General features: G+C 36.5%; 22 protein-coding genes, 1 pseudogene and 1 riboswitch. Of the genes and pseudogenes, 18 read left to right on the top strand and 5 right to left on the bottom strand.

Going from position 1 to position 24,942, the window contains the following annotated elements; genetic code table 11:
• Positions 1–37: 37 nt before the first annotated feature.
• The gene (locus G4D61_RS07580) at positions 38–1,222 is read left to right on the top strand and encodes an amidase (RefSeq protein WP_163173612.1); all 1,185 of its coding nucleotides are present in this window, start codon (positions 38–40) and stop codon (positions 1,220–1,222) included.
• A gap of 110 nt (positions 1,223–1,332) precedes the next feature.
• On the opposite strand, the gene uraH is transcribed toward G4D61_RS07580, so the two are convergent.
• The 3 genes from uraH to G4D61_RS07565 form a co-directional block, all read right to left on the bottom strand.
• Positions 1,333–1,683: a hydroxyisourate hydrolase gene (uraH, locus tag G4D61_RS07575; RefSeq protein WP_025729359.1), complete on the bottom strand. Its 351-nt coding sequence runs from the start codon at positions 1,681–1,683 to the stop codon at positions 1,333–1,335.
• Positions 1,684–1,800: 117 nt separating this feature from the next.
• Positions 1,801–2,310, bottom strand: coding sequence for a 2-oxo-4-hydroxy-4-carboxy-5-ureidoimidazoline decarboxylase (gene uraD / locus G4D61_RS07570; RefSeq protein WP_025729361.1), 510 nt, complete (start codon positions 2,308–2,310; stop codon positions 1,801–1,803).
• Positions 2,311–2,506: 196 nt separating this feature from the next.
• Positions 2,507–4,162: a PucR family transcriptional regulator gene (locus G4D61_RS07565; protein WP_163173634.1), complete on the bottom strand. Its 1,656-nt coding sequence runs from the start codon at positions 4,160–4,162 to the stop codon at positions 2,507–2,509.
• Positions 4,163–4,382: 220 nt separating this feature from the next.
• Between G4D61_RS07565 and allC the strand changes: the two genes are divergently transcribed.
• The 9 genes and pseudogenes from allC (at position 4,383) to G4D61_RS07520 (ending at position 16,116) form a co-directional block, all read left to right on the top strand.
• Entirely contained in the window at positions 4,383–5,624 is a 1,242-nt protein-coding gene (gene allC / locus G4D61_RS07560; RefSeq protein WP_163173610.1) for an allantoate deiminase, read from the top strand.
• A 94-nt stretch (positions 5,625–5,718) separates the two neighbouring features.
• Complete coding sequence (locus tag G4D61_RS07555) at positions 5,719–6,960, top strand: (S)-ureidoglycine--glyoxylate transaminase (protein ID WP_163173608.1); 1,242 nt, start codon at positions 5,719–5,721, stop codon at positions 6,958–6,960.
• Between the two features lie 37 nt (positions 6,961–6,997).
• Positions 6,998–8,377 (top strand): allantoinase, encoded by a 1,380-nt coding sequence (locus G4D61_RS07550; protein WP_163173606.1) that lies wholly within the window; start codon positions 6,998–7,000, stop codon positions 8,375–8,377.
• A 140-nt stretch (positions 8,378–8,517) separates the two neighbouring features.
• Positions 8,518–8,616: riboswitch (TPP riboswitch) on the top strand.
• 46 nt (positions 8,617–8,662) lie between these two features.
• Positions 8,663–9,256 (top strand): energy-coupled thiamine transporter ThiT, encoded by a 594-nt coding sequence (gene thiT, locus G4D61_RS07545; protein WP_025729371.1) that lies wholly within the window; start codon positions 8,663–8,665, stop codon positions 9,254–9,256.
• Positions 9,257–9,700: 444 nt separating this feature from the next.
• Positions 9,701–10,165 (top strand): CBS domain-containing protein, encoded by a 465-nt coding sequence (locus G4D61_RS07540; RefSeq protein WP_025729373.1) that lies wholly within the window; start codon positions 9,701–9,703, stop codon positions 10,163–10,165.
• A gap of 66 nt (positions 10,166–10,231) precedes the next feature.
• A pseudogene (locus G4D61_RS07535) lies at positions 10,232–11,754 on the top strand (FAD-dependent oxidoreductase).
• A 198-nt stretch (positions 11,755–11,952) separates the two neighbouring features.
• Positions 11,953–12,771 carry a LysM peptidoglycan-binding and 3D domain-containing protein gene (locus G4D61_RS07530; RefSeq protein WP_025729377.1) on the top strand — a complete coding sequence of 273 codons (819 nt, stop codon included), beginning with the start codon at positions 11,953–11,955 and terminating at the stop codon, positions 12,769–12,771.
• 151 nt (positions 12,772–12,922) lie between these two features.
• The gene (locus tag G4D61_RS07525) at positions 12,923–15,106 is read left to right on the top strand and encodes a DNA topoisomerase III (RefSeq protein ID WP_163173604.1); all 2,184 of its coding nucleotides are present in this window, start codon (positions 12,923–12,925) and stop codon (positions 15,104–15,106) included.
• 71 nt (positions 15,107–15,177) lie between these two features.
• On the top strand, positions 15,178–16,116 hold the full coding sequence (locus G4D61_RS07520; protein WP_025729381.1) for a magnesium transporter CorA family protein: 939 nt from the start codon (positions 15,178–15,180) through the stop codon (positions 16,114–16,116).
• A 170-nt stretch (positions 16,117–16,286) separates the two neighbouring features.
• On the opposite strand, the gene G4D61_RS07515 is transcribed toward G4D61_RS07520, so the two are convergent.
• The gene (locus G4D61_RS07515; RefSeq protein ID WP_163173602.1) at positions 16,287–17,459 is read right to left on the bottom strand and encodes an alanyl-tRNA editing protein; all 1,173 of its coding nucleotides are present in this window, start codon (positions 17,457–17,459) and stop codon (positions 16,287–16,289) included.
• A gap of 181 nt (positions 17,460–17,640) precedes the next feature.
• On the opposite strand from G4D61_RS07515, the gene G4D61_RS07510 reads away from it, so the two are divergent.
• The 8 genes from G4D61_RS07510 to hisIE are packed head-to-tail and all read left to right on the top strand — an operon-like array spanning position 17,641 to position 23,988.
• Positions 17,641–18,774, top strand: coding sequence for an ATP phosphoribosyltransferase regulatory subunit (locus G4D61_RS07510; protein ID WP_163173600.1), 1,134 nt, complete (start codon positions 17,641–17,643; stop codon positions 18,772–18,774).
• A complete protein-coding gene (hisG, locus tag G4D61_RS07505) occupies positions 18,764–19,384 on the top strand; it encodes an ATP phosphoribosyltransferase (RefSeq protein ID WP_025729388.1) in 621 nt (206 codons plus the stop codon). Before G4D61_RS07510 ends, hisG begins: the two co-directional genes overlap by 11 nt.
• Positions 19,381–20,673 carry a histidinol dehydrogenase gene (gene hisD / locus G4D61_RS07500; protein WP_025729389.1) on the top strand — a complete coding sequence of 431 codons (1,293 nt, stop codon included), beginning with the start codon at positions 19,381–19,383 and terminating at the stop codon, positions 20,671–20,673. The genes hisG and hisD overlap by 4 nt, the downstream gene beginning before the upstream one ends.
• Positions 20,670–21,257, top strand: coding sequence for an imidazoleglycerol-phosphate dehydratase HisB (hisB, locus tag G4D61_RS07495; RefSeq protein WP_025729391.1), 588 nt, complete (start codon positions 20,670–20,672; stop codon positions 21,255–21,257). Before hisD ends, hisB begins: the two co-directional genes overlap by 4 nt.
• Positions 21,254–21,865: an imidazole glycerol phosphate synthase subunit HisH gene (hisH, locus tag G4D61_RS07490; protein ID WP_025729393.1), complete on the top strand. Its 612-nt coding sequence runs from the start codon at positions 21,254–21,256 to the stop codon at positions 21,863–21,865. The genes hisB and hisH overlap by 4 nt, the downstream gene beginning before the upstream one ends.
• The gene (gene hisA / locus G4D61_RS07485) at positions 21,862–22,566 is read left to right on the top strand and encodes a 1-(5-phosphoribosyl)-5-[(5-phosphoribosylamino)methylideneamino]imidazole-4-carboxamide isomerase (protein ID WP_025729395.1); all 705 of its coding nucleotides are present in this window, start codon (positions 21,862–21,864) and stop codon (positions 22,564–22,566) included. Before hisH ends, hisA begins: the two co-directional genes overlap by 4 nt.
• Positions 22,563–23,333, top strand: coding sequence for an imidazole glycerol phosphate synthase subunit HisF (hisF, locus tag G4D61_RS07480; protein WP_163173598.1), 771 nt, complete (start codon positions 22,563–22,565; stop codon positions 23,331–23,333). The genes hisA and hisF overlap by 4 nt, the downstream gene beginning before the upstream one ends.
• On the top strand, positions 23,314–23,988 hold the full coding sequence (gene hisIE, locus G4D61_RS07475; RefSeq protein WP_025729400.1) for a bifunctional phosphoribosyl-AMP cyclohydrolase/phosphoribosyl-ATP diphosphatase HisIE: 675 nt from the start codon (positions 23,314–23,316) through the stop codon (positions 23,986–23,988). The genes hisF and hisIE overlap by 20 nt, the downstream gene beginning before the upstream one ends.
• A 48-nt stretch (positions 23,989–24,036) precedes the next feature.
• Here the strand turns inward: hisIE and G4D61_RS07470 are convergent, their stop codons facing one another.
• A complete protein-coding gene (locus G4D61_RS07470) occupies positions 24,037–24,810 on the bottom strand; it encodes a DUF1836 domain-containing protein (protein WP_025729402.1) in 774 nt (257 codons plus the stop codon).
• Positions 24,811–24,942: the final 132 nt, after the last annotated feature.

Genomic DNA, 24,942 nt, shown 5'->3' with positions numbered 1-24,942 from the left:
TAACAATATGACTAGTTTAAAAAAAGGAGAATGTTTAATGGAGGATAGATGGAATGCATTTATGGCACCAGAACTAACTGTTAGCCCGATAGAAAATGGAAAATTGAATGGGTTATCTTTTGCTGTAAAAGATGTCTTTGCAGTGAAGGGGCACACGAATGCTGCGGGAAACCCAGATTGGCTCGACACTCATATGCAAGCTCAGCAGCACGCAGCTTCTGTTGAATTAATGTTAAAAGCGGGAGCGCAGCTAAAAGGAGCAACACATACAGATGAATTGATGTATAGCCTAAACGGAGAAAATATCCATTACGGAACGCCGAAAAATCCTCATTCAATAGATTGTATTCCTGGGGGTTCATCTAGTGGTTCAGCGGTAGCTGTAGCAGCGGGGTGCGTAGATGTTGCGTTAGGAACTGATACAGGAGGGTCTGTAAGAATTCCCTCTTCATATTGTGGCGTCTTTGGATTTCGTCCTTCACATGGTGTGATTTCAATGGAAGGAGTCATTCCGTTAGCGCCGCAGTTCGACACAATTGGTTGGATGGCTAGAGATATAAAGCATTTATGCAATGTCGGAAGTGTTTTATTACAGGATGGGAATGAGTATGAAGCGGATTTTGAAACAGTATATATTGCAAATGATGCGTGGAAAATAGTTGAAGATGATACAAAAATTACTCTTCAAGATCATTTATCATGTTTAAAAACAAATCATGCAGAAATAAAAAGGAAGAACATTGCGGAGGAATCACTTGAAACTTGGAGTAATGCGTTTCGCCTGCTGCAAGCAAGGGAGATTTGGAAAACGCATGGCGATTGGATTGAAAAAGTTAAACCAGCATTCGGTCCTGATATTGCTGAAAGGTTTGAATGGGCAGCAACCATTAGAGAAGATCAAGAATGGGAGGTGGCCAACCAGCTGCGTGTTAAAGTACAGCAACATTTAAGAGAACTGCTTGGGGAAACAGGGTGCATCGTAATGCCAACAACGCCAGGACCAGCCCCAGCTATCGGCAGGTCATTAAATGAAGTTGAAATGACAAGGACACATACAATGCAGCTTAGTTGTATCGCTGGATTATCTGGTTTGCCGCAATTAACGATTCCTTTTATTAATCAAAAGGGAAAAACAATCGGATTATCGATTATCGCTGGATATAATCAAGATTTACGGCTTTTAGAATGGGCGAAACAAAGGTTTGTTCAAAGTTATCATTAAATCTCTTAATTATAAATAGTACGTAAAAGAGGAAACAGCTCGACAATAGAGTCAAGTTGTTTCCTCTTTTAATAATAATCGTTTATTTGCACACTTAAAAAAGGAATGGATTAGCTTCCTCTGTATATTTGGTATCCCCAGGCTGAAATTAATAAAGGTATGTGGTAATGCTGGTTGACATCGACAATATTAAAGCGAACAGGTATTTCATCTAGGAAAGGATGGTTTGTTACGGTGGTGTGTTTTGAACTTGAGTAAGGACCGATATGAAAAAGTAACTCGTATTGTCCTTCCTTCAAATCGGTTTTCTCTAATAACGGTTTGTCTATACGTCCGTCCTCATTTGTGATTCCTTTGTTTATAAATTTTTTAGAATCTTGTAAGTAAAATAGTTCAATCACTATATTTGCTACTGGTTTTCCGATTGTAAGATCTAAAATATGTGTCGTAATACCTGTCATGCTTCATAATCCTCACTTATTGTTTATTTTTATATTCGTTATGTTCGAAATATACGAACGAGAGATTCATGGTGTTCATAGACTGATGTCTCTCGTCCAGATTAAGAAAACATCCATTTATACTTCTTCTGTTATGATAATCATTTCTTGAAGCCGAAAAAGGGCGATTTGATAGATTTCCTCCAATGCCCGTTTCAATTCATTGGATTTTGAGTTTTGCAATCTTTCCATCATTGCTTCGTAAATTTCGTCTTTCGTCCGCCCTTTTACTGCCATGATAAAAGGAAAGCCGAATTTATTCATATAGTCATGATTAGCGATCAGAAATCTTTTATAGTCTTTTAACGATAAGTGATCAATGCCAGCGGAGTTTTGTTCTCCTTTAGAAAGATTGCTCATGTTCGATTTTGCCCCTAAGTTAGGATGGGAAAGAATTAAATTCAATTGTTCTTTTGGGGTAGCGGATTTAACAGCTTCAACCATTTTTTTATGAAGATCCTCGAGAGAAAGAAAGGGACGAAAACGAGCGGCCTTTCTTGGTACCCACGGAGAATGTTCAAATACACTCCCTAATACTTTAACAAGCTGCACTTCACTCATTTCATTTAGATTTGTAATGGTGAACAATATCGACAACTCCCTACCATAATTTTAAATAACGTGTAATGAAATATAACATTTAGTGTTAAATATATTCAACTTACACATATGGTAAACAACATTTGTAAAAAAGTCATTAGTTACTTTAAACAAATTTTAAATATAACAATGATTTTATTAAATGAATCGATATATGGAAAAAAGTGAATGCATCACGACATGTTTATTCATTTGACGCTGCAATATTTGGGTAGGATGCCAAATTTAATAATTCTCTAATGCGTAATGCAAATCGAAGTCGAAATGTTACTTCTGGATCTTTTAAACTGATATGTAGTAAGTTTTCGCATTTTTCAAGACGATAAATCACCGTATTGCGGTGTACGTAAAGTCGTTTTGCCGTTTCGGATATTTGACAATGGGTCTCTAAATAGACAAAGAGTGTATTTAGCAGTACTTGTTCATCTTCTCCTCCCCCCGGTTCTGAAAGTACCTTCAGTGTATGTTGGTAAAATTCCAGCAAATCTGCGGTAGGCACGAGCCGGAGAATTTCCTCGATATCTTTTGTTTGATGAACGCGTATAAATTCATGAATATTTGCGCGAAATCCTGTATTTAAAGCATCTATTGCCTCTTTATAGGCAATGCGGGTTTCTAAAAACTGTTGACATTCATTGCTTATGCCAAAAGAAATCGTTCGGTTAAACAATTTCCGGATTTTCTTTTGAAGAATCATTAAAAAGGGTGTTACGTCATTTTGATGCATTTGCTCGTTAGATTCAAATAGCAGAACAATGATTTCTCCTTTTAAAAATAAATGGGATTGAAAAGGAGTGTCAGATAGTTCGCTTTCTAAAAAGTCATATACATAGTTCGCTTCCAATTGTTTTTGAGTAAAGCTTACATATTCTTCCTTCACATCTAATTTTCCGGTAACACATATGAATTTTTGATCATTTTGAATTTGGAACTCTTTCGCTCTATTCATAATTTCTTTCGTCGATGTAAATTTATCCTCCGTGAAATTGTTGAAAAATTCATTTTTTGCACGGATAGAGTACTGTTTTAAAGCATTTTCTTTCATTAGCTCAAATGCGATTACATTTGTTGCCTGTTCAATTGTTAATACAAGCGACCGGTCATTGGGAGAGATTTCGCCTGCTATTACGAGGAAACAACTAAAATCTTGATAGGTTAAAATCGGAAACACTGTATAAGCAGTTTGAGCTTGAAGCAGCGAAAATACTGTAAACGGTGATTTAGGTGACAAAAATTGATGTTCGTTAAAAAATACTTTTTCTAATGCTTGATTTAAACTTGTATCTGTTTGTTTTATTGCGGAAGCGGCTAATGGCTTAAAGTATGGATTCACAAGCCATGTAGAGTAACCGATCATGGATGAAAGGTTTTCTAATAATTTTTGTAATCCTTTTCCATGTAAAATATGATTTGTGAATGTTTGGTGGACTTCGATTGCGTAGCGAAGTTCGTTCGTTCTCATTTCGAGAATGCTGCTTAGTGTGTCATTAACAATTTCCACGAGGGATATATCTAAAGGAATTTCAATAATAGGAAACGATAAATCGTTTGCTAAAGTAATCACCTCACGAGGAATATCGTGAAGAAACCGTTTCGTTTTAATACCAATTGCTGAACACCCGCGATCATTCATTTTATGAACAAGCTCAATTAAGGCAGATGGATGATTCTGGAGGTGATAGCCTGTAGTGACAAGTAAATCATTCGGTTTTAAAAAGTCAATAATGTCTGGAGCGTCCATCATGTTGATGTTTTCTATTTTTCGTGAAACTCCATTTTGACCGGCTAATAATTTTAAATCGTGAAAAGAAGGAATAGTGAATAAATCTTTTACCTTCATTGTCATATAAACACCCCATTGTACGTTACATTTTCTAACGTAATTATAACATTTAAAGAGTAAAAATGTTATAAAAGTTCTGTAAATATTCAAAAATTTTTTTAGTTATGTTAGCTAAAATACAATTTCATTTTTGGATTATTTAATAATGGATGTGAAAAAAAACTTTGTTAGAATGGATTCAATTTATAAAAGGAAGGGAAAGGAGGAATTAAGATTAATGAACAGTCCATTATATATGACATTAAAGGATGAGATATGTGAGATGATTGAATGGCTTGCCTCCTATGGAAAAACAGAAAACGGAGGTGTTACACGGCTGCTTTATACAAAGGAATGGTATGACGCCCAGCAGGCCTTGAAAGAAAAAATGGAAACTTTTGGGATCACCACATACTTTGATGATGTAGGGAATTTATTTGGTAGATTGGAAGGAACTGAGGATAGAGAGAAAGTAATCTTAACGGGTTCACATGTTGACACCGTCATTGATGGCGGAAAATATGACGGGGCATACGGGATTTTAGCCAGCTTGCTTGCTGCCAAGACGTTATTTGCAAAATATGGATCTCCTAAAAAAACGATTGAAGTAGTTTCCCTTTGTGAAGAAGAGGGAAGTAGATTTCCTCTTGCCTTTTGGGGATCTGGCAATATTACTGGCAGATACACAATTAAAGATGTTCAAACCTACAAAGACGTAAACGGAGTTGCCTTCTTAGATGCGATGTTTCGATTAGGATTTGGTAAAGGAAGATACAAAACGCCACAAAGAACAAATATAGAATCTTTTATAGAAGTTCATATCGAGCAAGGGGAAGTACTTGAAAAAAGTGATAAGTCAGTAGGAATCGTGAGCGATATAGTCGGACAAAAACGTTGGCAAATTGAAGTCAAGGGTGAAAGCAATCATGCTGGAACGACCCCTATGAATCTAAGGAAAGACGCATTGAAAATGGCTTCGGAATTAATTGTAGCTGTATCTAAGTTGGCAGTCGAAAAATTTCCAGGTCTTGTTGCAACAGTAGGACATATTGAAGCCGTTCCAAACGTGGGAAATGTGATTGCAGGAAATGTCCTATTTTCATTAGATATTCGTCATCATCAAAAGGAAGTGTTAGCCGCCTATTGCCAAAGCATCATGATGTATATTGACGAAATATCTAAACGTGAAAAGATGGACATTTTAGTAGCGGAAGCAGTAGATATATCTCCGGTCCACATGGATGAACAAGGAACTGAATTATTACTGAATATTGCCTCTGATAAAAGCATTAGCTATAAAAAGATGGTAAGTGGTGCTGGCCATGATTCTCAAGTGTTTGGAACTTATTGTCCAACATCACTCATATTTGTTCCTAGTAGAGATGGGATTAGCCATTCTCCAAAAGAATATACAAAGGCAGATGATTTGGAGAATGGCATTATCATGCTAATGGAAATGCTTTATCGTGCCGCTTATTAATGAGAGTTTCAAAAGGGTTTTATTGTGAAAACGGGAATTGATAACTGAAGATCGATAAATAAATATATAACTGTCAAGGAAGAGGAGGAAATACATGATGAAAATTAATCAACCATATATACCGATGAGGACAATTATGACGCCTGGTCCTGTTGAAGTTGATCCACGAGTTTTGCGTGCGATGGGTACGCCAATTTTAGGTCAATTTGATCCAGCGTTTACAAATATTATGAATGAAGTAATGGAGATGTTGAAGCAAGTATTTAAAACAAAAAATCGCTGGGCATTTCCCGTTGATGGGACATCAAGAGCGGGAATTGAAGCTGTATTAGCCAGTCTTATTGAAAAAGGGGATAAAGTATTGATCCCGATCTATGGCCGCTTTGGTCATTTACTGACAGAAATAAGTGAAAGATATGGTGCTGAAATACATACACTTGAATGTCCGTGGGGAGAAGTTTTCGAACCTAAAATGATCATTGAGGAGATCAAAAAAATTCGTCCGAAAATCGTAGCAATTGTTCATGGAGAAACCTCAACTGGATGTATGCAGCCGTTAGAGGAGATTGGGAAGGCTTGCCGCGAATTAGACACCCTTCTTGTCGTCGATGCAGTAGCTTCGCTTGGAGGAACAAATGTAGATGTGGATGGTTGGTTTCTTGATGCGGTTATTGGCGGTACACAAAAGTGTTTATCGGCACCTTCTGGTATGGCGCCAATTACATATAATGAACGCGTGGAAAAGGTGATTTTATCAAGAAAAAAAGTTGAAAGAGGTATAGCAACGGACAAGGATCTTCATACATTTGCACATCGATCCATAATAAGTAACTACTTTGACTTGAGTCAGCTGCAAGATTATTGGAGCGAGCGGAGATTAAACCACCATACAGAAGCAACGTCAATGATTTACGCCTTACACGAAGGATTAAGACTTATCCTTGAAGAAGGGTTAGAAGAACGATTTACCCGCCATAAACTTCATGAGCAAGCACTTGCTAACGGAATAGAAGCTATGGGATTAAAGCTTTTTGGTAATAGGCAATCAAAAATACCGACAGTGACATGTGTAACTGTACCGGACGGGGTAGATGCTGATATCGTTCGACAACAACTTTTACAAGAATTCGGCATTGAAATTGCAGGTTCATTTGGACCTTTACAAGGAAAAATATGGAGAATTGGAACAATGGGACATAGCTGCAGAAAGGAAAATGTGTTGTTTGTTTTAGCGGGACTTGAGGCGGTTTTGATTCGTCAAGGTGTTAACGTCAATAGGGGGGAAGCTGTTCAAGCTGCATTAGACGTATACAGTAAATATGCCATGACCGTTTAATTTACTTGATGCAAGCGAAAGGGGATTAGGGGATTATATGGATACTTTAGATTTTATTATTGAAAATGGCGATATTGTTTTTGAAGATGGCGTAAAAAAAGTTGCTCTCGGGATTAAAGATGGTGTCATATGTGATATTGGAGACATTCATAGTTCAGCGCGGAACAGAATAGATGCCAGTGGAAAAACGATTTTTCCAGGGATGATTGATGTCCATGTGCATTTTAATGAGCCTGGAAATGAAGAGTGGGAAGGGTTTAAAACAGGATCGGCCATGTTGGCAGCTGGCGGAATCACAACATTTTTCGATATGCCATTAAATGGATCACCTTCAACGATTACGGCGAACGCTGTAGTCGAGAAAGCACAACTAGGTAAACAAAAGTCGCTAATTGATTTTGGTCTATGGGGAGGTCTTGTCCCTGGAAATGAGTGTGAGCTTGAAGACATGGCGAAAGAAGGGGTGATTGGTTTTAAAGCTTTTCTTTCACCTTCAGGGAATGATGAATTCGAGGCCTGTGATGATGATACATTGCTTCGTGGAATGGACGCGATTGCACAATTACATAAAGTGTTAGCTTTACATGCTGAAAGCGGACCACTAACGACGTTTTTGCAGCATAAAAAAATGAGGAATGGCTTAACTTCAATTGATGATTATGCTGCATCTAGACCGATAGAAGCAGAGGCTGAGGCAGTTGCCCGCGCACTTTATTTCGCAAAACAGACGGGGTGTTCGCTTCATTTTGTCCATATTTCTAGCAGTGAAGCAGTGAATCTCATTCAGAATGCAAAAAAACAAGGTGTTGATGTTACGCTAGAAACATGTCCGCATTATTTAATATATAGTCATGAAGATTTTCGCAGGCTTGGTTCTGTCGCAAAATGCGCTCCACCTCTTCGAAAACAGAGGGATAAAGAAAAGCTTATTAAACATTTGTTGAAAAATGAGATTGATCTTATTTCTTCCGACCACTCGCCATGTCCATGGGAATATAAAGAGCAGGACAATATGTTTAAAGTTTGGGGTGGAATTAGCGGCGGACAATTTTCACTTTTAAGTGCAATTGAACTAGCAAAGAATTATCAACTTCCATTAGAATCTGTTGTTAAATGGACAGCATCTCATCCAGCAAAAAGATTTGGTCTGTACCCTAAAAAAGGAGCGATACAAATTGGCAGCGATGCCGATTTAGCAATCGTTGCTATGAATACACCATTTTTTGTTTCAAAAGAAAATTTATTTGCAAAGCATCCATATAGTTTATATGAAAATCATACATTCCCATGCACAATTGATACAACGATGCAAAAAGGAAATATCATATATCAAAATGGGGAAATTTCCTATCATACAAAAGGGAATTGCCTGAAACCAGCTGTAAATCAAATGTTCTATGCAAATAAAAGTTGTTAAAAGCTTTTATTGAAAGCGAAATCGAAAGAAATTATACATTGTATTATTCAAAAATTGAAAAGCTGAGTAAATCGAAATAAAGTAAAAATTTGTAGAAATGAAATAATTAAGACTGTATAATATAAATAAAAATAAAAGAACGTAACCACAAGGGGAGCTTTAAGCTGAGAGTGAACGATTGTTCTGACCCTTAGAACCTGTTAGTTAGCACTAGTGTAGGGATGTGGTATTCATAAGATCTCCCCTTTGTTTCGTTATGTTCTTAGTTAAAAAAGGTGGGGTTTTATGAAGAAATTAAGTTTACAAGAGATGATTGAATCGGCAATATTTGCAGCTTTTGCAATGATGCTGGATTTAGTTCCGTCTTTGCATTTGCCTGGCGGAATTGAAGTTTCTTTTGCAATGGTTCCAATTTTCATTGTTGCATTTCGATGGGGATTTTTAGCTAGTTTTGCATCAGGGCTTGTATGGGGGTTGCTACAAATTGTTGTAGGTGATGCAGCCAATGATATTCTAAATCCTATTCAAGGAATCATTGAGTATTTTATTGCATTTGCTTGTATAGGTTTTGCAGGGATGTTTAAGACTGTCATTCAAAAAAATGTTTCCAATCATCATAAAGTAAGGGCAAATTGCTGGATCGTGCTGGCGGTTTTGGTAGGATGTATTTCTCGGTATATTTGGCACTTTATTGCAGGAGTTATTTATTGGGGATCCTATGCTCCTAAAGGGCAATCCCCGGTCATTTATTCATTAATCGTTAATGGTGGAACGATGATTGGCAATTTTATTATATGTTCTGTTATTTCAACAATATTGGCTTCGATTGCACCACATTTATTAAAACAACATCGACATAATCATCAAAAAGTTGCATAAAGTATTGAAAACGATCGAGAAATCGATCGTTTTTTTAATACTCTCTTGACATTAAAATGAAGAAAATAAACATTTAATAATAAAGGCTGCTTTCGTAAACTTATTGCTTTTCCACGAAACCGTTATAAAGCTTAAAGCGGAAGGATGCGAGACTCCTGCGGGAAAAGCGGGGTTGCTGAGACCCCGCAGGCGTGAAGCGCCGAGTAGGCTAAGCATCCGCTCGCGGAAAGCGATAATCCTGGAGCGAACCAAAGTAGCGATAATGTTTCGAAAACTGTTTTTAAAAAGAAAAGATGATTATTTTTAATTAGAATAGAAGCGTTTTTTTTAAAATAACCTACAATAGTTAAGAAAATGAAGATATTTATTGAAGAAATTGTCATTTATTAAAAAAAAGAATACAATAAAGAAAACGTTATCTTTTTTTGATTTGGGGGGTTGATGATGAAAGTTAAAGATTTTATGATTCGCGATGTAATTGCAGTGAAGAAAGATACAACAATCCGGGAATTATTAAAACTTTTAGGTGAACATAATATTGGCGGGGTGCCGGTATTAGACGATGAGCAAAAATTAGTTGGAATGATCAGTGATGGTGACGTTATTCGGTATTTGCAGCCAAAAGCTACGACCGTTTATGATTTATATATGACATTTGTGGTGAATGAACGCGAAGATTTTAAAGAGAAATTGTCTTATAGTCTTAATTTACCGATAAGTAAGGTCATGAAAAAAAGAGACATTTACAAGGTTTCACCTGATGATGATTTTGAATTGGCACTAAGTATTTTAGCTAAGCATCATTTTAAAAAGCTTCCAGTTGTGAATGGTGCTGGACGTGTCGTTGGAGTAATAAGCAGAGGCGATATCGTTCGACAAATTTCCAATAGAATTATAAATCGCAAATGATTATATTTTTAGCCTCCTAAGCAAATAGTATAAAAAAATATTTACTTAGGAGGTTAATCGATCGATATGCAATACTTTCCGCAAACTCCGCAGTCATTATGGATTGAGACCGAAACCATTCCACACTTTCCAACACTCAAAGAGGACATTTCAGTAGATGTAGCTGTTATTGGCGGTGGGATAGCTGGTATTACGACCGCCTATGTGCTCATGCAAGAAGGCTTGAAAGTAGTTTTAATTGATGCTGACGAGCTGCTAAAAGGCACCACTGGGCATACAACGGCAAAAATTACTGCACAGCATGGCCTCGTTTATCACGAATTAATTAAGCATTTTGGCAAAGAAAAAGCAGAAATGTATTTCAAAGCAAATCAAGAAGGGGCAGAACTCATTCAAACGACAATAGAAAAGCTGAATATCGCTTGCAGCTATGATCAACATACTGCGTATATTTATACGAACGCACAAGAGTATGTAAAAAAAATAGAACAAGAGTATGCTGCATACAATAAGCTACATATAAAAGGTGAACTGAAGGATGATATTCCTATAAATATTCCTGTAAAAGCAGCGATTACAATGGAACATCAGGCACAATTCCATCCGTTAACATATATGCATGCGCTAGTGAAGCAACTAGATCAACAAGGTGTTATGATTTTTGAGCATACAGAAGCAATTGATATTAAAGAAGAAAAGAATATTAAAGTGATTACAAAAAACGACAAAACGATTTCATGTACATACGTATGCTCATGCACACATTTTCCGTTTTATGATCGTGCTGGTCTATACTTTTCTCGTTTATACGCAGAACGTTCCTATCTTTTAGCAATAAAACCAATAAAAGCTTTTCCTGGAGGAATGTATGTAAATGTAGAAAATCCGACACGTACGTTTCGGAAATCATTCATCATAATGAAAAGCTTTTATTAGTTGGTGGTGAAAACCATAAAGCAGGACAAGGAAGTTTAGAGATGCAGCATTATGAAGCATTACGTCATTTTGCAAAAAATACGTTTGGGATTGAACAATATTTATATCGCTGGTCAACTCAAGATTTATCAACTTTAGATAACGTTCCTTATATTGGGCCAATGACGAAAAAACATCCTAACATCCTTATTGCAACAGGCTTTAAAAAATGGGGTATGACAACTAGCCATTTAGCGGCAATGCTATTACGAGATTATATTTTAGGAAAAAGGAACTCGTACAATGAACTATTTTCACCTATCAGATTTGAAGCTGCCCCGATGGTAAGGACATTTTTATCAACAAATCTGGATGTAGCAAAGCATTTTGTTAAAGACAAATTCGATTTACAAAACCAAAACATTTGTGAGCTCCAAAAAGATGAAGCGGCAATTTTTCGTATAAAAGGAAAACGGGCAGGGGCTTATAAAGACAAAAATGGGAAGCTTTTTATTGTGGATACAACATGCACACATCTAGGCTGTGAACTACAGTGGAATTCAGGAGATAGAACGTGGGACTGCCCATGTCACGGTTCTAGATTTAATATAACAGGTGAAGTGATCGAAGGTCCTGCTAAACAGCCATTAACCATTTTGAATATAGAAGAGTAGCAAACACTGTCAGAAAATGACGGTGTTTTGATATGCCTAAAAAAACCATTACAAATATTACAGTTTACGCTTAATGTTACAGCTGAAACATTTTAATGTAATACAATATACATCTCCTAGTTATTTTCCTGTTATGTTCATGTGATAGGATGTTCACTGTTAGCAAATAAACAGCTAACAAAAAGGAGGAAAATATTTATGAAAAAAGCAGTAACAGCGTTTGCCACAGTATTAACTCTATCAGGTGTAATGGCTGCCAATGCTTCAGCTGACACATATGATGTGAAACAAGGAGATACACTTTGGGGGATTTCACAAAAATATGAAACGAGCATAAATGATATTAAAGAAATGAATCAATTATCTTCAAATATGATTTACCCATCACAAAAAATAGTTGTTTCTCCAAATACAAATTCTTCAGATTCAGTTTACATTGTTAAAGCTGGAGACACTTTATCAGATATTGCCGATCAATACGGGGTAACAGTGGATCAGCTTAAGGACTGGAATAATTTACAATCCGATGTTATTTTCCCAAAAAATAAAATTACGGTAAATACTAGTAGCGGAGAAGCTGGGGCCGTACATAAGGCACAACAAGTTCAACCGACGCAAACAAAAGTAACCGTAAATAAGCCAACAGTAGAAGTAAAGTCAGCATCTACACAAGCTAGCAGCGAGACACCTACACAATCTAGTAGTAATACATCATCAGATCAAGGTGGTAAGCAAATTACAGTGACCGCAACGGCTTATACTGCTGATTGTGCTGGATGTTCAGGCGTGTCAGCGACAGGTATGAATCTTAAAAACAGTCCAAATGCCAAAGTCATTGCTGTCGATCCGAATGTAATTCCATTAGGAAGTAAAGTATATGTAGAAGGTTACGGAACTGCCATTGCCGCAGACACTGGCGGGGCTATTAAAGGAAATCGTATTGATGTTTTAGTACCGAACAATAGTGATGCTCAAAACTGGGGTAGAAAAACAGTAACTGTAAAAGTTCTTGATTAATATATTAATATAGAATAAATATTTTCTATAAGTCTAATCCGTTTGCTGGATTAGGCTTTTATTTTTGCACGGCGATCTGCAGTCATTGGAAAACTGTTAAAATCATAGTAAAGTATATTTATATAAGAAAAGAGAGGAGATGAACGGTTTAATGTCATTTCCGTTAATTATTGCAGAAAAACCGGACCAAGGCAGTACACTTTGCTCTCCATTTCCACATACAAAACGTAATGGCTATATCCAAATACAACCTAATTCAATTTTTCCCAATGGGGCTTATTGTACTTGGGCAATCGGGCATCTAACACAACTAGTGCAACCGGAAACTTATCACGCAGAATGGAAACAGTGGAAGCTTGACATGTTGCCGATGATTCCAAATCAATTTAAATATGAGGTTGCAAAATCAAAGTATAAACAATTTCAAATCGTGAAACAGTTGCTAAAAGATGAGCATGTAACCGAAATTATTCATGCAGGTGATGCTGGAAGAGAAGGAGAATTAATCGTTCGTAATATTATTATGTTAACTGGTGTGAATAAGCCGCTAAAAAGATTATGGATTTCTTCGTTAACGAAAGAAGCAATTAAACAAGGATTTCAACAATTATTAACTGATCAAGATACTCGTGCTTTATACTATGAAGCATATGCTCGTACTTGTGCAGATTGGCTAGTTGGCATGAATGCGTCGCGGGTGTATAGTATTCTTCTTAAACAAAAAGGAATCAATGATGTATTTTCAGTAGGACGTGTTCAAACGCCAACACTTGCTCTCATTGTCAAAAGGGAAATTGAAATTGAACAATTTCAATCGCAACCTTTTTGGGAAGTGTTTGCCACTTTTCACGTTGATGGCAAGAGTTATATTGGGAAATGGGAGAAAGATGGGGAATCCCGTTTGCAAGATCCTGAGCTTGCCAAAAAAATTGCTGCATTTTGTGAGCAAAAAACAGCTGTAGTCAATGATGTCAAAACAGAGCGGAAAGAATTTCAGCCGCCCTTACTATTTAATCTTTCGGCATTACAAGCAACAGCCAATCAGTTATTTAAATTTCCGCCGAAAAAAACATTAGACATTTTACAATCGTTATATCAAAAAGGAATTGTTTCATATCCTCGATCTGATTCTAACTATGTTACGAAAGGTGAGGCTGAGACATTTCCTGCTATTTTAAGTAAGATCCATCATTTTTCAGAATATGAAGCATATTTCCCCTTACCAAAAACGAATATTGTTCAAAATAAACGATTTGTCAATGAAAAAAAGGTGACAGATCACTATGCGATTATTCCCACAGAACAAGTTGTAAATCCAAATTCTCTTCCTTCTGATGAAAGAAAAATATATGATTTGGTTATTAGAAGATTAATTGCTGCCCATTATCAACAAGCAATTTTTGACTATACGACCATTACTACATTAGTCGATTCTCGTGCCATTTTTGTTTCAAAAGGGAAGCAACTTATTCAAGAAGGCTGGAGAAAGGTCTTGCATCAAGGAAAAGATGGAAAAGATGAGCTCTTGCCAAATGTTGAAAAAAATCAACATGGAACGGTCAAAAAAGTAGAAGTTAAAGAAGGGAAGACGCAACCTCCGAAAAGATATACAGAGGGGCAGCTTATTATTTTAATGAAAACAGCGGGGAAATACTTGGAAAATGAAGAGTTAGAAAAAGTATTGAAAAAGGTTGAGGGGCTTGGTACTGAAGCAACACGGGCAGGAATTATTACACTGTTAAAGGACCGTAAATATATAGAAATTAAAAAAAATCAAGTTTACGCAACAGATAAAGCAAAAGTGCTTATTAGAGCAATTGGAAATAAAATTTTAGCGTCCCCGGAAATGACAGCGAAGTGGGAGCAGCGTTTATCTGAAATTGGTGTTGGAACAGCACAAGCTGCTACATTTATGGAACAAGTAAAGAAACTGTCCCGTAAGATCGTGGAAGACGCTATCCAATCATCCCCTAATTGGGAGTTTTCAGGTTTAAAAACAGAGGAAATCATTCGTACAAACTCTAAATTTACTTTAGGGAAAAAAGTTGGTAAATGCGCCGTTTGTAATGGGGATATTATAGATAAAGGGAAATTTTACGGTTGTAGCCAATATAAACAAACGAAATGTTCATTTACTTTACCTAAAATGATCCTAGGCAAGAAGATTAGTCAAACGAATGTAAAAAAACTTCTATTAGGGGAAGAAACGAATCTTATCAAAGGATTTAAGAAGAATGGCCGTACATTCAATGCAAAATTAAAATTAATCGATCAAAAACTTCAATTTTTATTTGAACGTCGGATGGAAACAAAATCTTTGCCTAATCAAGATTAATTACGTTATTTGAGACGATGACAGTTTTGATTGAAGAATATTGATTCATAATATGGATGAGGAGGTTTTTCATGATTCATTTATCTCCGAACGACTGGACATGGTTTCATTTTGAGGATGATCATGATCAAAATATATTGTCGATGCTGCAATCAAATAAAGATTGTATGGCTTGGTATGAAACATTGGAGAGCCAGGAGAGCAATTTTTTATCTGTTGAACCGTTTCTTTCATATTCCCCCATTATGAAAGGTTCATGTGTCTACTATCAGCATGTTCATAATCGTGAAGAAAGTGAGCTATTTCATTTTTACATAACAGAAAAGATGCTAGTTACTGTCGGACTCAAGTTTGAAATGCTCGAACATAGCACGATAGAGCATGTTTTGGCAGAAATGAAACTATCTCATCATGCGATTGAGGCCTTTTTTGTGATTTTAAGTGAATTAGTAAAAAATTATTTATATAACATTGATGATTTCGAATTAAAATTAAATCAATTATTATGGGACATTCGCAAGCATAATAATATCAATATTTTGGAAAATATTCATCAAAGACGGCATGAATTACTAATATGGAAAAATATGATTATTCCTTTGAAAGAGATTCTTATTGGTCTTGAAGAAATATGTGATGAGGATGTATTTCATCTCCCGCAAATAAATCGTTTCAACAAAAAAATTAAAAGGTGTGCAATGTTATTAGACGAATATCAGCAAGAAATTGATGCGCTTGTAAATTTAGAAGACGTTGTTTCTAACTTTAGAGGGAACTCCATCATGAAAACATTGACAGTGTTGACGACTCTTTTTACCCCTGTTTCAGCATGGGGAGCATTATGGGGGATGAATTTTAAACATATGCCTGAGCTAGGCTGGAAATACGGATATCTTTTTTCCATTGTAATCATCAGTTTAAATACGATATTGCTCTATATTTATTTATATAAAAAAGGGTGGACGGGTGATATATTAAAAGTAAACAAAAAGCATACGTTTTTCAAATAGTTATGTTTTCTTTATAAAGTAGTTGATTTCGGTCCAAGGTACACACTTTCCGCACGTAATGATCATCCAGCAGGTAGCTTTCACTCCAATTTGATAAATATTTTGACAAAAAGGCAACAAAGAAGAGCGTCCAAAAAAAACAGTTTTTATGGACGCTCTTTTTGTTGTTCCTATACTAAATGTTTTGATAAAAACTGAAACATTTCTTGAAGATCCGCTTCATGTTGAAATATAGCTTGTGCTTTTTGCTGGTTGCCTCCGCCTTTTCCGTTCCATTTACGGGCATATTCTTTAATTACGTTTCCGCAATGGACTTCCAGCTTGCCATTATGCATCAATAAGATTTTTTTGTCTTTAAGAGATGAAAAAACAATCAGCTGATGATGTTCTTTTAGTATTTCTTTCGCAATGATTTCACATGTTTTAATAGGCTTATCAATAAAAGTTTTGGCAATGGTGAGTCCTGTTTGTTGCTGGATGATTTGTGCCGCTTGCAGCTTCGCGAGTTCACCAGTAACATTTTCCAAATCTCGTTGCAATGCTTTAGTGTCTTCTACTAATTTGATGATCCGATTTGGCAGATCTTCTTTTGAAGTTGAAAAATGGTTAGCAACTGTATTAAGAATATGATGCTGTTGTTGGTAGTCTGTAAGTGCCCTCATACCACATATGAAATAAAGTCTTGTCTTCCCACGATGCTTTTCCGTTTTTAAACACTTTAATAAACCAATTTCACCAGTGAGCTGTACATGTGTTCCACAGCAGGCAGAAACATCAATACCAGCTATTTCAACAATTCGAATGTCTCCTGTTATTTCAGGTCTTTTTCGCAGAGGCAATTGTCTGAATTGCTTTTCTGTTACAATATAGGTTTTAATTTCATGGTTTTCTTGTATGTATTGGTTTGCCTTCTTTTCAATTTCTTTCATTTGTTGGTCACTAAGTGAGGAAATACTGAGATCAATGGAGACAGCATCACGTCCAAGATGGAAGCTTTCTGTGACGGCCTCAAATAATTCAATACAAACGGCTGAAAGTAAATGCTGGGCACTATGATGCTGTGTATGATCAAGACGGCGTTCTTGATCAACTTCACAAACGACATACGACTTCTCAGGTCTTTTTGCTACAACATGATAGACTTCATCATTTTCTTCGTATACATCGAGCACCGTGATGCCGTCAATTGTTCCGGTATCACAAGGCTGTCCGCCTCCTTCAGGATAGAAGGCGGTTGCTTTCAATGTAATAGCCCAACCCCCGTTTTCCTTTAAAAAAGAACTTGTGATCTCTGTTTCCCATTTAAAAGTGCGTGGCGAGCTATAATATAGTCTTTCGGTCAAGATTCTCGCTCCTTTTACTGAAGAATGATTTTATTTTATCATAATTTTTTAAAGAATGAGCCAATGTAAATATTTAAGTTGACGTAAATGAACAAAATATGGTATATTTAGGTCAATCAAAATCCTTTAGTGTATTAGAGTGATAACAAACTAAAGAATCATACGTGGGAAGTGAAGAGAGATGTTTTTACCTGAGGGCAGTAAAGATGATATCGGGCAAGTAGTAGCAAATCGTTTTAAAGTTTTTGAAACTTTTCGACAAGTTGCACTATCCCGTAATTATACAGAAATTTCAACACCGCTTGTTGAGTATGCTGATACTTTTACAAATGATCATGTTGGCATGTCGTTACAAAATATGTTGAAATGGTTTAACCGCGATGGGGCAATTGAAGTATTAAGACCGGATTGGACTACATCTATTTCTAGAGCACTTACAAATCATCATATGGATCAACATAAATGGGCATATCACGGATCAATATTCCGTCAAGAAATACCGGGGGTTGAAAGTCGTCAAGTTGGAATCGAAATTGTACAATTACCTGCATTATTAGGGGAAAGTGAATGCCTGTTTCTAGCTTATGAATTTTTAAATCAGTTACAAATAAATGATGTAATTGTAGAACTAGGACACACAGGTATTTTCGAGGAATGGGTGACAAAGCTTAATCTTTCAGAGGAGCAAGTTGACCGTTTAAGAAATGCCATGCATGATAAACGGAAAGATGAAGTTTATGAAATTGCGAAACAAAATGGCCATGAAAAAGAAGCAGAAGTGTTAGCAACGTTGGTGGATGCCTATGGTCCATTTGAAATGATAGATGAATATTTTGATAGATGGGAAGATCAGCCAAAACTAATCTCTATTTTAAAACATATAAAACAACTAGGGATGACCTTAAGAAACATTGGCATAGAAGATTTAATTATCGACCTAGGGAGAGTCAAAAACTTACCTTATTATACAGGAACTTTATTTAGAGGATTTTTAAAACAAAATGGGGCAACATGTTTTTCTGGGGGCAGATATGATAAATTATACGATCGATATCAGCTTGTAACATCTGCAGTCGGGATCGCATTTGATGTAGATATTCTTGCAGAACAAATTAGACCGGAAATGAAGATGGAAAAAATTTGTATTATTGCTAATGATGAAACATTAGCATATGCAGAAAAACATAGACAGTCTTTAACTAATAAAATTGTTGATATTAGGTATGATATTCCTAAAACAAACCAATATGATGAAATGTTAATCATTATGAAGAAAGATGATAACAAATGGGAGGTGACTTCATATGAAGATTAATATTGCGCTCACTAAAGGAAGACTAGAAAAACAATTTTTGCAATATTTAAAGTCATTGGGCTTTAATATTGAACCTCTTGAAAATAAAGGAAGAAAACTATTTGTAGAGGCAGAGGAGATGACCTTTATTTTTGCAAAAGGGGTCGATGTTGCTACATATGTTGAATATGGTATTTGTGATCTCGGGATTATAGGTGAAGATATTTTAGTAGAATATCAACCAGATGTTTTTGATTTATTACCACTTCCTTTTGGAAAATGTCGGTTTGCGTTAGCTGGTAAAAAGTCACTTGAAAATGTCCAACGGAAAAGAAGAATTGCAACAAAATATCCGAATATTACCCACCGTTATTTTCGCCAAAAGCAAGAATCCGTTGACATTGTAAAATTAGAAGGCTCAGTAGAATTGGCCCCTATTTTAGGGTTGGCTGATGCAATTGTTGATATTGTTGAAACAGGAACGACGCTTAAGGAAAACGGGCTGGAGATTCTTGATGAAGTTCAACCGATTACAGCAAGATTAATTGCCAATCGATCGGCATTGAAGATCAAAAAATCATCATTGGATCCATTTATTAAAAAGCTGCAGCAAGAGGTGATTTTTAAATGATAAGGGAGTTAACACGAGAGGAATTTACGAAAACATTCCTTTCTTCAAACAATAAAAGTAATGCGTTAAATCCAGAAATTTTAACAACTGCAAAAAAAGTGCTTGATGAAATCCAATTAAATGGCGATGAGGCATTAAGAAAATATGTGTTAAAATTTGACGGTAAAGTTCCAGAACAATGGGAAGTTTCAGAGGAAGAACGAAAGCACGCTTGGAATGAAGTTTCTGAAGATGTGATTACCGCATTACAAAAAGCTGCCGAAAATATTCGGAACTTTCATAGAAAACAGTTGCAAAATTCACGTATGATGGACATGAGCGAAGATATCATTTCAGGACAATTATTTCGGCCTTTAGAACGCGTCGGAATTTATGTGCCAGGTGGTACCGCATGTTACCCGTCTACAGTATTGATGAATGCAATTCCTGCTGTATTAGCAGGTGTAAAGGAAGTCATCATGGTAACCCCTGTTCGGAACGGGAAAGAGATCGCCCCGATTTTATCAGTTGCAGCTGATATTGCAGGGGTCAATACCATTTATAAAATCGGTGGAATCCAAGCAATTGCAGCACTTGCTTACGGGACGGAATCAATTCCGAATGTAGATAAAATTGTCGGCCCAGGAAATGCATATGTAGCGGCTGCCAAATCATTAGTATATGGAACAGTTGGTATTGATATGATCGCAGGACCGTCAGAGGTAGCCGTTATTGCAGATGATCATGCTAATCCAGTATATATTGCAGCAGATTTAATTGCCCAAGCAGAACATGATAAGAATGCAAGAACGTTTCTCGTGACGACTTCGCGGAAATTAATTGAAGAAACGCAAAAAGAGCTGGAAAAGCAATGTGCTGTTTTACCTAGAAAAGAAATTGCAACTGCAGCGATTAAAAGTCAAAGTGCAGCACTTCTTGTAAACGATATACATACTGCATTTGAAATTGTCAATCAGCTTGCGCCTGAGCATTTAGAAATTCAAGTAGAAAATCCGTTGCTCCATTTAAGTAAAGTACAAAATGCAGGTTCGGTTTTTCTAGGGGAGCATACCCCAGAAGCAATCGGTGATTATTTTGGAGGGCCAAACCATGTATTACCAACATCTGGTACTGCCCGCTTTTCTTCAGGGTTATCTGTGGATGATTTTGTGAAAAAAATTACGTATTTATATTATTCAGAGGAAGCGTTGAAGCAAGCAGCACCTTCTGTTATTGCGATTGCAAATGAAGAACAGCTTGTCGGACATTTAAGAGCGGTTGAAAAACGTTTGCAGGAGGGAAAAGAATGAGAACAGCGAGCAAAGAAAGAAAAACGAAGGAGACATTTATTGAGGTTTCAGTTCATTTAGATGATCATACAGAAGTAGTTATTGATACAGGTGTCGGATTTTTTGACCACATGCTCGATTTGTTTGCTAAACATGGTCGCATCGGTCTAGTAGTAAAGGCAAAAGGAGATTTACATATTGATAGTCATCATACTGTAGAAGATATTGGGATTGTCCTCGGTCAACTCATTAGAGAGGCGCTAGGTGATAAAAAGGGGATCACGCGCTACGGTTCAGCGTACGTGCCAATGGATGAGTCACTAGGATTTGTTGCATTAGATATAAGCGGCCGTCCATTTCTTCACTTTGATGCCCAATTTGATAATCCAAAGCTTGGAACATTCGATACGGAGCTTGTCCAAGAGTTTTTCCAGGCATTTTCATTTCAAGCAGCAATGACTGTTCACGCACGGGTATTATACGGCACTAATACTCACCATAAGATAGAGTCATTATTTAAAGCTCTAGGAAGAGCACTACATCAAGCTATATCAATAGATCCTGAAATAAAAGGTGTGAATTCGACAAAGGGGTTGATTGAATGATCGCAATTGTTGATTACGGAATGGGAAATGTCGCAAGTGCAGCAAATGCTTTTAGAAAACTCGGGCAGGAAATAATGATTACAGATGATCCAAAACTGTTAAAGAAAGCAACTCATATTATTCTTCCCGGTGTCGGTTCATTTCAAGCAGCTGTTGAGGAAATAGAGGCAAGGGGATTACGGGAAATTCTTCAAGAATTGGCGAAAGAAAAGCCATTTCTTGGTATTTGCTTGGGGATGCAACTATTGTTTGAAACCGGAACAGAGGGAACGGTAACAAATGGATTAGGCTTTATCCCTGGAATCATTGAGAAAATTGAAACGGAAGAGATTTTGCCGCATATTGGCTGGAATACATTAGATGTCCGTGAAAATGCCTCTGAATTTCAGGCTTTCCAACATAAGCACGTATATTTTGTTCATTCATTTCAAGCTAGGACAGAAAATCGTTTTATCGTGGCTACAACGGAATATGGTGCGGAAATTCCAGCAATTGTACGTAATCAAAATGTTGTTGGTATGCAATTTCACCCTGAAAAAAGCGGGGAAGTAGGAATGAATCTAATTAAATGGTTTCTTGAAGAAAGTAGTTTGGAGGTTCGATCATGATTATTATTCCGGCAATTGATTTAATAGATGGGAAATGTGTTCGCTTATATCAAGGCGATTTTGAAAAAACAACGAAAGTAGCAAACGATCCAGTAGAACAGCTTCATCGTTTTAGTCAGGACGGTGCCAAAATCGTCCATGTTGTTGATCTCGATGGCGCAAGATATGGTAGTCCAAAGCAGTTCGATCTTATTCAAACATTATGTAAGCAAGCAATCGTTCCAATTGAAGTTGGTGGCGGTATTCGTAACATAGAATCTGTTGAAAAATATGTTGAAATGGGTGTTTCACGAATTGTACTAGGTACTGCAGCCATTGAAAATCCTGAATTTTTAAAAGAGGCAGTTGAAAAATTTCCAGATCAAATTGTTGTAGGGATTGATGCGCGAAATGGCAAAGTAGCTACCAACGGCTGGTTGTCTACAACAGAAATGAATGACGTCGACTTTGCAAAGGAAATCGAGCAACTCGGTGTTAAACGCATTATTTATACAGATATTTCAAGAGATGGCACAATGACAGGACCAAATATAGATGCCTTGCAGAAACTTATGGATGCGACAAGTATTGAGATTATTGCATCAGGCGGTATTACAAGTGAAGCCGATATTAAAAAATTAAGTGACATTAATATAAAAGAAGCAATCGTTGGCAAGGCCATTTATGAAGGGAAAATTAGTCTGAAGGGAGTTTTACAATGATTGCAAAAAGGATTATACCGTGCCTTGATGTGAAAGATGGAAAAGTTGTCAAAGGAACAAACTTTGTAGGTTTACGTACAGTTGGCGATCCTGTGGAACTTGCTACGATGTATTCAAAAAATGGTGCGGACGAGCTCATCTTTTTGGACATTTCAGCAACACATGAGGGAAGAGATACGGTCGTTGATATGGTTAAGAAAACTGCCGAAAATGTCTTTGTTCCTTTTACAGTTGGCGGCGGGGTAAAAAGTATAGATGACGTTACGAGATTATTGCAGGCGGGAGCTGATAAAGTTGCAATGAATTCTGCAGCTGTAAAAGATCCTAACTTAGTAACACAATCCTCTGCTCGTTTTGGTGCTCAATGTACAGTAGTTGCAATCGATGCTAAAAAAGTTGAAGATGGAACATGGCATGTAATCGTTAATGGGGGGCGTATTGACACTGGGCTAGATGCTGTTGAGTGGGCAAAAGAAGTGGAGCGTCGCGGCGCTGGTGAAATACTGCTAACAAGTGTAGATGCAGATGGGACAAAAGATGGATTCGATCTTTCTTTAACAAAAGCAATTGTTGAAGCTGTTCGCATTCCTGTTATTGCCTCTGGCGGCTGTGGAAAGCTTGAGCACTTTCCTGAAGTTTTTCAAAAAACAAACGTTTCTGCCGCTCTTGCTGCCTCAATTTTTCATGATGGTATTTTTACCATTCAAGAGGTAAAAGAATGTTGTATGAATCAAGGAGTGAGTATTCGTGAAATTGGACTTTACTAAAGGATTAGTTCCTGCCGTTGTGATAGATGATCAAACAAATGAAGTGTTAATGCTGGCTTATATGAATGAAGAAGCATATGAAAAAACACTTGAAACAAAAGAAACATGGTTTTACTCTCGATCGCGGGAAAGTTTATGGCATAAAGGGGAAACTTCTGGCAATACACAGACTGTAAAATCAATACGTGTTGATTGCGATGCGGATACATTATTAGTTCGTGTAGATCCTAAAGGCCCTGCATGCCATACAGGAGAAAAAACTTGCTTTTACCGTGAAATTCCATTAGATGGAGAAGAGAAAGGGCAAGAAAAAGAACAGATTACAAACAACCAAAGAATTTATGATGTATTAATGGAAGAGATTGAAAGCCGAAAAGAAGAGAGAATGGAAGGCTCTTATACGAATTATTTGTTTGATAAAGGAGTCGATAAAATTAGTAAAAAATTTATTGAGGAAGCCGGAGAAGTGATCATTGCAGCTAAAAACAACAGTAAAGAAGAATTGATTTATGAATGCAGTGATCTTATTTACCATTGCTTTGTTTTACTGGCCAATCAACATGTAAGTTTGCAAGAAGTTGAACAGGAGCTATGGAATCGAACAAATAAAAAGGGAAATAGTAAAGGTGACCGTGCAAAGATTGAAAAATGGTGAATAAGTAAGGCTGTTAAACCCTCAATAGATAAATGCATTGAGGGTTTATTAGTGATTTGGAAATTCCTGCAAGAATAGAGTAGCAGTTAAATAACGCCGTGCCAGCATTTGGAAATAAGCAGTATAAACTGATAATGTGGCAATGACAATCGTATTTCTGATTGCTTCTTTTTTGGGATCATCATTTGATATATAGACGGAAATAATATCTTCTGCTTTTTCCGTAATCATTTTTTCTGTTGCTGTAATCATATTGAGCCCATTTTCTAATGATGTTTTTTCTGAAATATTTAACTCATTTAGTTCCTCAAATAATTGTGAGTACGTAACATATAATTTAACAGGATTAATAAGATCATCTTCCTGATCTTCAGGATCATTAACGATCAATTTTAATAATTTTCGTATTGAATCAAAGTCGAGAGCTGTTTTTAAATCCTCCACTAAAAATAATAAAGCCATCTGTTCAATGGAATATTTCTTTCCCTTTTTAGGGGCTACAATCATTTCTTTAATATCGCGCTTTACCCAATTTTGAATAGCAGAAAGTGTGAAATTCGTATTTTCAATTTGATTTCCTAAAGCAACAATATCATTTAAAGAAAAACCCATTGGAGAAGAAGATTTTTTCAGTATTTTTTGAAAGATGGGGGGCATACTCATCGTAACGAATGCTTGAATGGCATTCTCATCTTTCGCATACTTTTCGTTTTTCTTCATCCAAAGCTCCTGCAAATAGGATATGGGAGATTGTACTCCCCATCCTTTTAAGGATAGAAGAAGATCAGCCATTTCTTTTCTTGTCAATAAAAATGAATCCACTAAGTGCACCTCACATCGCTTTAAAGTTCCTAAGAATAATCGTATGATTCAAGGTCAGAAATGTCAATTCTTTTAAGTAAGGCTTGTTAAACAATATGTATTTTTTTGTAATAGTTGCTGCGTATCCTTTAG

Source organism: Heyndrickxia ginsengihumi (assembly GCF_011008565.1).
Lineage (GTDB): Bacteria > Bacillota > Bacilli > Bacillales > Bacillaceae_C > Weizmannia > Weizmannia ginsengihumi.
Note: the sequence above shows the minus strand (reverse complement) of the source record. Positions and strands in the feature narration are given on the sequence as shown.